The 9,799-nt window shown below is 47.8% G+C and carries 10 protein-coding genes and 1 pseudogene; 3 read left to right on the top strand and 8 right to left on the bottom strand.

The window, feature by feature from the left end; translation table 11 throughout:
• Positions 1-341: 341 nt before the first annotated feature.
• The 8 genes and pseudogenes from C7445_RS13815 to C7445_RS13855 form a co-directional block, all read right to left on the bottom strand.
• On the bottom strand, positions 342-1,496 hold the full coding sequence (locus tag C7445_RS13815) for an MFS transporter (protein ID WP_166669170.1): 1,155 nt from the start codon (positions 1,494-1,496) through the stop codon (positions 342-344).
• Positions 1,497-1,752: 256 nt separating this feature from the next.
• Positions 1,753-2,241 (bottom strand): response regulator, encoded by a 489-nt coding sequence (locus C7445_RS13820; protein ID WP_134161253.1) that lies wholly within the window; start codon positions 2,239-2,241, stop codon positions 1,753-1,755.
• Positions 2,238-3,068, bottom strand: a complete 831-nt coding sequence (locus C7445_RS14730; RefSeq protein ID WP_192811446.1) for a sensor histidine kinase — start codon at positions 3,066-3,068, stop codon at positions 2,238-2,240. The genes C7445_RS13820 and C7445_RS14730 overlap by 4 nt, the downstream gene beginning before the upstream one ends.
• Before the next feature lie 554 nt (positions 3,069-3,622).
• A pseudogene (locus C7445_RS13830) lies at positions 3,623-4,588 on the bottom strand (transposase); the annotation flags it as partial.
• A gap of 539 nt (positions 4,589-5,127) precedes the next feature.
• Complete coding sequence (locus C7445_RS13840) at positions 5,128-5,958, bottom strand: helix-turn-helix domain-containing protein (RefSeq protein WP_006445334.1); 831 nt, start codon at positions 5,956-5,958, stop codon at positions 5,128-5,130.
• 563 nt (positions 5,959-6,521) lie between these two features.
• Positions 6,522-7,004, bottom strand: a complete 483-nt coding sequence (locus C7445_RS13845; RefSeq protein WP_006445333.1) for a hypothetical protein — start codon at positions 7,002-7,004, stop codon at positions 6,522-6,524.
• Positions 6,991-7,764: a ParA family protein gene (locus tag C7445_RS13850; RefSeq protein WP_040288118.1), complete on the bottom strand. Its 774-nt coding sequence runs from the start codon at positions 7,762-7,764 to the stop codon at positions 6,991-6,993. The genes C7445_RS13845 and C7445_RS13850 overlap by 14 nt, the downstream gene beginning before the upstream one ends.
• A gap of 285 nt (positions 7,765-8,049) precedes the next feature.
• Entirely contained in the window at positions 8,050-8,646 is a 597-nt protein-coding gene (locus C7445_RS13855) for a hypothetical protein (protein WP_006445331.1), read from the bottom strand.
• 199 nt (positions 8,647-8,845) lie between these two features.
• Here C7445_RS13855 and C7445_RS13860 point away from each other — a divergent pair, with 199 nt between their 5' ends.
• From C7445_RS13860 to C7445_RS13870, 3 genes are all read left to right on the top strand, one after another.
• Positions 8,846-9,163, top strand: coding sequence for a hypothetical protein (locus C7445_RS13860; RefSeq protein ID WP_006445330.1), 318 nt, complete (start codon positions 8,846-8,848; stop codon positions 9,161-9,163).
• Positions 9,164-9,178: 15 nt separating this feature from the next.
• Complete coding sequence (locus C7445_RS13865; RefSeq protein ID WP_243835207.1) at positions 9,179-9,547, top strand: hypothetical protein; 369 nt, start codon at positions 9,179-9,181, stop codon at positions 9,545-9,547.
• Between the two features lie 12 nt (positions 9,548-9,559).
• The coding region (locus C7445_RS13870; RefSeq protein WP_134161122.1) for a hypothetical protein at positions 9,560-9,799 on the top strand (240 nt) is incomplete at its 3' end.

The raw sequence follows: 9,799 nt of genomic DNA on the forward strand, positions 1-9,799 counted from the left end.
GAACGGGAATGGTGAATGATCTCGTGAATCGAACGGTGACTGTCCATCCACCTCCCCGGGACTGAACGTCAAGGTGTGTTCGGTTTGACGGTTACATTTCACTATTTAGGTAGTAGGAAAAATACCCCAAAAAAGATCCGGCCATTTTCTTTGCAAACGCTGTTAAATACTTATCATAAAAATCTACAAAATATCCTTTATATGAGTCGCTCACTTTATACACCCCAAAGTCAGTAAATAGTGGTTATTCTTATCCGAGATTATCAAGATAAGATCTTATTATATTTTGTATTCAAGTAACAGTATATGAGCCATCCCCTTTTTACACAGCATACCGGACACTACTGAATTGTGGTGATGGAACGCTTTCTATACTCCAACACCACACCTATGATACACAATATGCAAGATATAAGACCTAGTACGGTAAATATCATACTTAAGCTCAACCTATCACCCAGAAAACCAATTCCGGGAAGAAGAACAAACATGAAAGCGCTGGACAAAACATTAATAAACGAAAGAAAAGTCGCTCTCTTTTCCGAGGTGACAAGACCATTTAGTTTGTTATACACGATCGGTTCAGTCAAGTTATACAGACAGGACACTCCAATGAAGGAAACGGTATATATATATACAGACCTATCCATAATTATGGAAAATAACACTCCACTAATCAGAAAACCACATATTAGTACTATTTTCGATGAGAACATGTTCTCAAACCTGTGTGCAAGCATAGAGAATAGTGCTACAACAGGCGACCCAACAGCATAAATTAGCGCGACACTCGAGACCGGAAGTCCTACACTAGAGAGTAATTTTTGATTAAACATGTTATAAATTGACGCAATACCCCAAAACAAAGCTACTGCAGTAATGAAAAATTTTGATGCTGAACTAATATTTAACCCCCTTGGTGACATTGATTTGTCTCTAACATTGTCAACAGCGGAATGATACCTATTATTTTCCTTTAACATAGTCGTGAAAAATAGAGAACAGGACTGAAATACTATTGATAGAAAGTAGACTAAAAACCATGAATGTTTCTGTATGAGTCCTCCACATTCCATGCTGAAGGATAGAGTTAGCAAAGAAAGACCATTAAATATACCGTAAAGTTTCGTGTAATTATCATTCGAATCCTCTGTTTTAATCGAGTCAAATAAAAATGCCTGATCCGCCCCAGATATACAAACCATTCCCGCTCCAAATAAAATGCTGCCAGCCCCCAATGCAGCAACATTAGTTGTTGAGAGCACGATCACGTAATATGCAATGATCAGCAATCTGCCGACTATGAGCGACGCCTTACGCCCAAACTTATCTGCAAAAATACCGCCTGGAACATCAAATAAAAACATAGATGCATTGATTAATGCTTGCAAAATACTTATTTCTAAAAAAGATAGTCCTATAGATTGGTAGTAAAGTATCCAAATGGCCCTTTCAAGATAGACATTTCCAAACAGAGAACTAATATAAAACAGCACCGTGTTTCTGCTACAATTCATAGTATTCATCCTTTAGGGAATGTGATTCGAAGGCCCCTTCGAGGGACAATACGTGAAGGGCCAATGAGAATCCATTTACTCTATATTTAGGTCTTCGAAGGTTAATTCCAACTAAGGTTTCTTCAAAGACTATTACCCCAAAGCCGACGCTGCACAACTCGTATCATGCGAGACGTCCCTCAGAAGAATTATGATCATTGTAGCATATTTTTTATTTTGTAAAAAATTAACGCAATCATTCGGTTAAAATGTAACCTATCGGGTCTTCCGCCGCGGTCAATTGTGCTCTCCACCCCCCTGCAAGGGACCTGAACGCTTCCTGAGCGTGACGCGTGGCATAGATTATCTCGCCGTGTGCCATGCGGCGTAGGCTTTCCACCGTACGATCGACGGGCTTTCCCTTGAGCAGAAATCCACACGCCCCTGCGGAGAGAGCAGCTTCGACGAAATCGAGATCGTCAAAGGTCGTCAGCATCACCACCCGTACGGTCGACGCGGCTCGCTTAAGTTCCCGAGCCACCTCAATGCCCGTCATCCCCGGCATACGGATGTCACACAAGAGCAGGTCTGGCTCCCCGGTGCTGGCTAGGGCAAGTGCCTCGTAGCCGTCTCGCGCAAGGCCAACAACTTGAAAGCCTTCAACTTGCTCCAACAGAAGCGGCAAACCTTCCCTCACGAGTTCCTGATCATCCGCGATTGCGATGCTCAGCATGTTTCGAGTCACTTAGACCCCTCCTGTTCATGGATAGGGATGGTGACCGTGACGCACAGTCCGTCGCCAGGTGCGATCGCAAGCCACATCTGCCCCTGCAGCGCTGCGACCCGGGCGCGCACCGACGCGAGGCCGAAACCTTCATGCACGCCGCGCAGATCGCGCAAACTCCCGTTGTCGGTCACCTGAAGCGTGGCAAGTGAACCCTCCATGCGGATGATCACTTGAATGGCAGTTGCTCGGCCGTGGCGGACAGCGTTGGCCAAGAGTTCCTGCAACACGCGATACCAAACCATCCAAACGTCTGGTCTCACCGATGAAAGCGCACCAATCGTTTCAAAAGAACAAGAAACGGCCGTTCGTTTGGAAAATGTTACGGTGAGATCGCGCAACCAGTCCTCGCCCGCACCGCCTCGCGCTCCCATACGGTGGACTGCATCACGGAGATCTCGAAGGGCGTTCTGCGCCGATTGAACGGCGTCTTCAAACAAAGCCCTCTCGTCAAGCGTCCGAGCTCGCGCTTGAAGCACTTGCAGTTGGATTACGAGCGCTGTCAATTGATGACCTACACCATCGTGCATGTCACGAGCAATGCGGAGGCGTTCGGCTTCGGCCGCCAGCTCGGCCATCTCGCGCGCATCGCGCCGCAAGATTGAATGCGCAGCAAGCAGGCGCTGATGTTCCGAGCGTCGCAGCAAGGTCCCGCGAATCCCTACGTACAGTAACGCGTAACCGGACAGATATCCCACGGAACCGGGCCAAGTCGGTTGCACCACAGCGAGATCTAGGGCACATATCACAACATAACAAACACTCAGAGGAACATCTCGCTCCTGCATAACTGAGGTTATCCATCCCAACATGGGCCACACAAGTGATCCAACGAGGTCGCGTGGCATCCCCAGACACAAATTGAGTCCGCACAACATGCCCCAAGCCGCTAACGCCGATCCCGCCATTCGACGAGCTCGATGGTCGACCCCGAAAAATATGAGAGCCGCCTCGAGCGAGACGGTTCCCCAAAAGATTAAGTCTGCCCACGTGAATTGCTCACCACGAGGCGCGCGAGGCGGATAAATGGCAAGCACAACTAAGCTCCACACAAGTCGACGAACTCGAAACCCCTTTACCGCGCCCGAGCGCCACCACTCCAATATTCGTACACGCCATGGAAAACCATCGCGCGGCATCCCTGCAGTCCTCACTTTCTCTTGGCCTGTCTTACCTTTCATTTCATTGCATTAAACAACATGGGTCTTTTGCAGAATGACTGATTCCATCGCAGGTGAAAACGACAAACACTTCTCTTGCGAGATAACGCATTCCACAAAAAACCTTTTCTGTTGTGTGGATAGATCACGTCCCTTCGGTGGTGTTCGTTCGAAGCATCAGGTTAAGACACCTGCTTGATGCGATTCACCCGATGCATCGCCAGAGCCGATGCCATGAGTACAACGGCGTTGATGTACGCATGCGCTCTGACCTTCTCGACACCCCGCACATGCACGCCGTCCAGCGTCATCCACTCTTTCAGCCGTGCAAAACAGCGCTCTACAGTGGTCTGCTCGTCGTATAGCGTCTTCCATGTGCGAGAGCCGCGATGTGGAATCGCGTATCGACGAACCTCCTCATCGATGTGCATCTTCACAACCATGCCATAGTTCGATGCAGAACAGACAGCCATGCCAAGCGGGCAATCAACACGTCCTGTCACATGCGGACAGAGAAACTTGAGGCAGTCGCCCTCTGCGCCCCAATACGTCATCGGTACCCCCTGCCATCGAAACCCATTCCTTCCGGCGGCTCTTTCCCATTCTAGCGATTCATCCGGATGATAGCCTGAGCGCCTAATGCTCGAGCGGCTTTATAGTTTTTCATTTGGTCGTATCCTGCATTCATCAACACGAAGCGAATCCGCCAGTCGTGGTGATGAAGCTCTTCCATGAGGGGATGGCCATCTCTCCATCGTAGACGTTCGCTGGTGTCACCGTGAGCGCCATGGGAAGTTCACTTTTCGCATCGACGGCTAAATGGACTTGTAGCCACACCCCGCCGACTTGTTGCCAAAGGCATCGAACTTCGCGCCCCAGTTGGCCCGATTGGAGAGCTGCATACCTAAGCACGGGCGTTTGCGCTCATACGCATGGATCGCCGTGCTGTCTATCGCGACATGCTCGCCCTCGATGAGCCCTTCGTCACGGCATTGACGAACCAATTCGGCAAATAGTATCTCCGCAACCCCTTTATCGACGATGGCCTGAAAGACGCGGCTTAGAGTCGAGACGGATGGAACCGATTGGTGAAGGGAGAAGCCGCACTGGTAACGAAAGCGCAAATCACTCTCCAAACGTCGGTGAAGCGTGAGCGTCAAGAACTATAGGATTTTGGAACCCTGATAGATATTTAAGAATTTGATCTACGCTTATAGCGGCAGATATAAAATTATGAGCAGCCCACGCTGGATGAACTTCGCTCATCCATTCTAGATTCGACGATATTTCTGCAGCATCGTCTCACCTCTCCCGCCAGCAGCCCCGGTGCATTTTGTTACAGTATCCATTCCATCCGGACCAGATCCTCTCGGTGTGCGGTTGTCTCGTAGAACTCATGTCCTTCTACGTCCCGCCGGAATGGCAGTTTTTCAAGTTCCCATTTCTCCTGCAGGGTCATTTTTGGTCACCATGCTTTGTATCCGAGAATCGCAACGGGGATTCTTCCACCGCAGCCTACTTGCGCCGGTTATCTACTGCCTGGAAATAAGTGTGCGCTACTTGACGCTCACTGGGGATCCATAACCACCTTATCAACCTCAAGGCTATTCCGAACATAATCCGCCACCGATTTCACCATCGTGGTTCCGATGCCACAACTTGCTTCGTTCCGAAGGTCTCCGTCACTTTAGCGAGGAAATAACTTGTAAAATTCATTATATCTAGGATCCAACTTTGTAGAGTTTGTTTTTTCGACTTGTATCAGTCCATTACGGAGAATGGAACCAATATAACCAGCTGGTGATTTAACTCCTTCTCTCGTTGCTAAGTAAGCTGCTTCTATAATCTCTTCTGGTTGGGCGATTTGTAACCAGTTTAGAATTGTTTTCCTTTGTGCGCGTATACCTAACTGAAGTAAAGATTGGTTTATACTATCACACACTTCGTTGTGAGAATCATAAGGAACCTGTCTCTGATTCGTCATCTCGATTGCACTGGCAGCTTCTTTGTGTGTGTCTAAGTATGTCTTTACAAGTGGATCTTGATCTTTAGATCTTACTTCTCGTACGCCACGCGACATAGGTCTGTCGTCTGGCGACACAGGTCTGTCGTGAGACGATAGGGGTATGTCGCCGTGCGACACAGGTCTGTCATATGGCGATATAGGTCTGTCGCCAGACGACAGACCCCCTCCAAGTGGCACATCATCAGGATGAATGACGGTATAAAGGTTGCTGTAGTATTCACCCGTTTCTTCATTCCGGCGATGTTCTTTTATCAAAAGACCGACAGTTTCCAGTTCTTTAATAGCCTCAATGGTTCGGGTACGTCCAAAGCCAATCGCTTTAGCGATGGCGTTGTAACCAGGGAAGCTTTGTCCTTCAGCATCAGCACAACGGCATAAAAAGATATAAACAGCTTTCGCATATCCACTTACATAATCCACCTCGTAAATGCTGTTAGGAGTTCTAAACCAATTTTCGGTCCAGCCTTTCTTCACTCTTCCTTGATTAACCATATATGTACATCCTCCTAAGTGAGGACGAAAAAACGCTTTCCAAGTTTACCCGGAAAGCGCCCCATAATCTTCATGCTGCATATACTGAAGAAGACGTTGCATGGTCAGTGTTTTGTGATATACTGAACCTATACAACAACACATGGGACAAGAAACTCCGATTGGCCGCCAAACCGAGTCGGGGTTTCTTTCATTTTCCGTCCTTAGATATATACCTAAGAAAAATACAGTAGTAAAAGAGACCGATACCCAGTTACGACCATGCATCACTGGGAATCGGCCTCTGCTCATTTATGCTGAGAATCTGTAGTGTCTAGGACTTTTCTATAGACACCCACACTCGTCGCATGCTATAATTACAGGCAGAAACGTCTCCAGCGTTGGTCGAGAACGCTTGGTGACAGCTTCGGTGGGCCTGGGAACCTACCGGAGCTTTTTTATTGCCTAAACGTATAAGTTGTTCATTCCACAAACAGCGAAGTTTTCCTCTGTGATGATCGATATTCTAGCACAAAGACTATTCGCTGTGAATAAGCATTTCGACATGTTTGTCCACCAATGTGTCAACGTTCGTTCTGGGTTGTCGAGTCGAGTTGATTTAACCCAGCTTCCAGTATCTCATTCAAAAATTTCGTTTTGAAGCCTCGACTGTGTTTCCGCGATAGTTTCTCTAGTCGTTCGAGCAAGTCTCTGCGAACTACAAAGGTGTGTTTTGTGTATAGCTCATCATAGGATTTCTTCGCTTTCTTTTCCTGTTCATAAGCACGCATCTTTGACGCTATATCGAATGACGTAGGCACGCTATGTGGCTCTTCGTCCGATGGAGTATGACTGATTTCTTGTACAGTATTCGCACGGTGTAAAGGTGTTTCGTTTGTGTGTTCTGTATATGTGTTTAGTGTACTTACACGGTGTACTTGTTCTGTGTTGGGGTTTGGTGTATTTCCTCCCATTAAACCGTCAATCACTTCTGTTTTGTGTGGTGGTGTTTCTGTTCTGGATGGCATCAAGCTTTCAAAACGCTTCTTTTTATCACTGGGAGACACGCTTTTTCAACTCCTCAACAAATTCTTCGTACATAGTTAATGCCTCGCGATCGGCCTTGCTCTTGAATTGAATTCCTTCTACCGAAAACTCGATGATTCTTGATTTCCTTCTGATTACCGTATTAAAAACAAAACCTTCATACTCTTCCTTCACACGTTCCGTAATATAGTTTCCGATGGCTGTTCTTGCATCCAACAGCGAGATGAGAATACCAGCAATTTTAATGTTGGAGTTCACTCTTTCCTGAGCTGCTTGGACAATTTCCATGTACCTGTCAAGCGCATCATAAGCGAAAGGTTCTGATTGGCATACAACAACGCAATAGTCGGAGGCGCATACTCCATTTAGCGTAAGACCACCAAGATTTGGTGGTAAATCTATAAGGATATAATCATACTCATCCTTCACTGTGTCGAGAGTGTCTTGAAGAATGGTCATTTGTTTTGAAACGGGCACTTCGGTATATAACCACTTATCAAATTGACTCAGAAAGTCTTCGGCTGGTAAAAGATGAAGACGATCCGACACGGCGTGCACATATGGTTTCGGATTCCGCTCTTTACACGCTTCTAAACTTGTCTTATGTACAAAATCATACGGGCTTCGTCTTGTGAGAAATTGCGTGAGATTACCTTGCGAATCGAAATCAACCGCTAAGACTCGAAAACCTTGATGTGCCAAAATATAGGATGTCAAGCCTGTTGTCGTGGATTTCCCGACGCCACCCTTCTGTAATCCAACACTAATAACTTTTCCCACATGGTACACCTCCGTATTTTAACCTTTATAGTATGTCTTTACGTATTCGGTGTAAAGTATACCATTTAGGATTCCTATTATAATATACGTCGTTGAAGTAAGTATTTCAAAACACCACGTAATACTCGTAGATAAAGTACCTAGACGAAATAGGTGTACTTAATAGGTACGTGTAATAGGTATACATACACCATACAAGTATTTAATGTTCATCACCAAATGAAGTGAGCATGTGTAGGGTTTCATACACATGCTCTGTTAGGAGCTTGGCGGATGGGCGTAGTTTTATTCGGCGGGTGGAGAGGCGAGAAGCCATTGCTGTTTCATTGTTTCTGTCAACGTCGAGATGATTGTTTCTGGGTCCACTTCGAATTCTTCAGCGATGCTAAGCAATGAGTAAAACGAGCCGACAGTGGTCTCTACGATCTGTTCAGGCGTTACCTCGAATTCTTCAGCCAATCGTAAGACGACATCAAGCACACTAGACGCAATCATCCATTCGACCGATTCCACGAGTTCATAACCTTCGCTGCGGTAGGCGATTGGGTATTCGTGATCTCCGGCCACAACCTTTTCTCCGGTCAAATAGACTTGGAATGTTTGGTGCGACACGACAAATTCTATCGGCAGATTGATATTAAAGTGTCGTAAAAGTTCGACCAGTGTGCGTGACGCATGGCCGATGTAGTCTGCGCGGAAAGTGCTAAAGTGATAGACAGCCTTCGTCGTGAATACGGTGATGTCTGTTTTGTCGTCTTTCGCCGTGACATTCACACATTCAGCTTCTTCCTCGATGCCAAGAGCGAAGGCGAGTTCCTCGTCGTTCGTCCGGTACTCGCTCCACACGTGCTTCACGCGGTCCACGTATTCGACTCTCTCCATATCTGGCGCCTCCCTTTTCAGTTGCTATGCACACAGGCTACCACGGTCCAGCTTTATCAACGCGCCAATTTTGCGCCATTTATAAGACGCGACTGACTCGGCTTATGGTGTCATTTGGCCTAAAGTTGGCGCGAATTGTTCTGTCCCATCCTGTACGCTCGTGCCATCAAGACCATACCAAGCGAAGGGAGGTGACGGTATGGCGGGAAGCACGGCGTCGAGTGTCACACAAACCATCACGCAGATGGGTTTTGCACCGGTGAACCCATGGGCGCTCCTGAATCGCGTCACAACAGGCTTTGGACATCTCATTGAGGTCGTGTTTGCGTGGGTGTATTTCCTTTCGGAAATCGGGGTGCTGGCGGGTGCGCTTGTATGGATTGTCGGTTCCATCGGGAGTCATGCACGCATCAAGCGAACCGGTGCGCACATCACGTTGTACGCCATTGTCGGATTTCTTGCGGCGGTGATTTTGCCAGGGGTCATTGTGGCTATTGATTCTACGTTTCAGCGATAGGAGGCGTGTATGTACATGAAGGACTGGATTCGCCACGTGGGGAAAGGGCTGTATACCTGCGTCGTTGCGATAGCTTCTGCAGCCATGACGGCTGAAGCCGATACAAGCGGTATTACAAACCCCCTATCCAGCAGCTCATCTAGTGTGAGTTCCGTTCTCAATCAGGCGCTCGGTTGGCTGGATGATGCGATTTTTGCGGTTGCCGGTGCGCTCTTTTTGTTCCACCTCTACAAGGCGGTCATCGGCCTGATGGCGGGTTCCCATCATGCGCAACGACGCGAGGAGGCAAAAAGCCACCTCGTGTGGGTGGCGATATCGGGCGTCATGCTTGGTGGTGGCGCGATCTTGGCTGGAGCGCTCTACAATCTCGGTAAGAGTTTTTAAGGGGGCGTCGCCATGCTTGAAGTTCATTCGCCGATCCCTATGACGGAAGGTGAAACGCTCGTCTTTGGCATTCGCACCAAGCATATCGCGCATTTTTCCATCGGGGTCTGTCTCATGGCCCCGATGGCCGGTGTTCTATGGTTTCTGCTTCCGCTTTTGCACCAACCGCGCTTCCTGGCGCTCATGGTGTGGGCAGGCGTCGGTGTGGTCTTTGCAATGGTTCCAGTCTCCAATCGTCCGCTGGCCGAGTGG

Origin of the sequence: Alicyclobacillus sacchari (genome assembly GCF_004366795.1) — a bacterium.
Taxonomy (GTDB): Bacteria; Bacillota; Bacilli; order Alicyclobacillales; family Alicyclobacillaceae; genus Alicyclobacillus; species Alicyclobacillus sacchari.

Coding starts and splice junctions, on each gene's coding strand:
- C7445_RS13860 (WP_006445330.1), top strand. CDS start 8,846: ATGGCGGGAAGCACGGCGTCGAGTGTCACACAAACCATCACGCAGATG.
- C7445_RS13855 (WP_006445331.1), bottom strand. CDS start 8,646: ATGGAGAGAGTCGAATACGTGGACCGCGTGAAGCACGTGTGGAGCGAG.
- C7445_RS14730 (WP_192811446.1), bottom strand. CDS start 3,068: ATGCAGGAGCGAGATGTTCCTCTGAGTGTTTGTTATGTTGTGATATGT.
- C7445_RS13865 (WP_243835207.1), top strand. CDS start 9,179: ATGAAGGACTGGATTCGCCACGTGGGGAAAGGGCTGTATACCTGCGTC.
- C7445_RS13840 (WP_006445334.1), bottom strand. CDS start 5,958: ATGGTTAATCAAGGAAGAGTGAAGAAAGGCTGGACCGAAAATTGGTTT.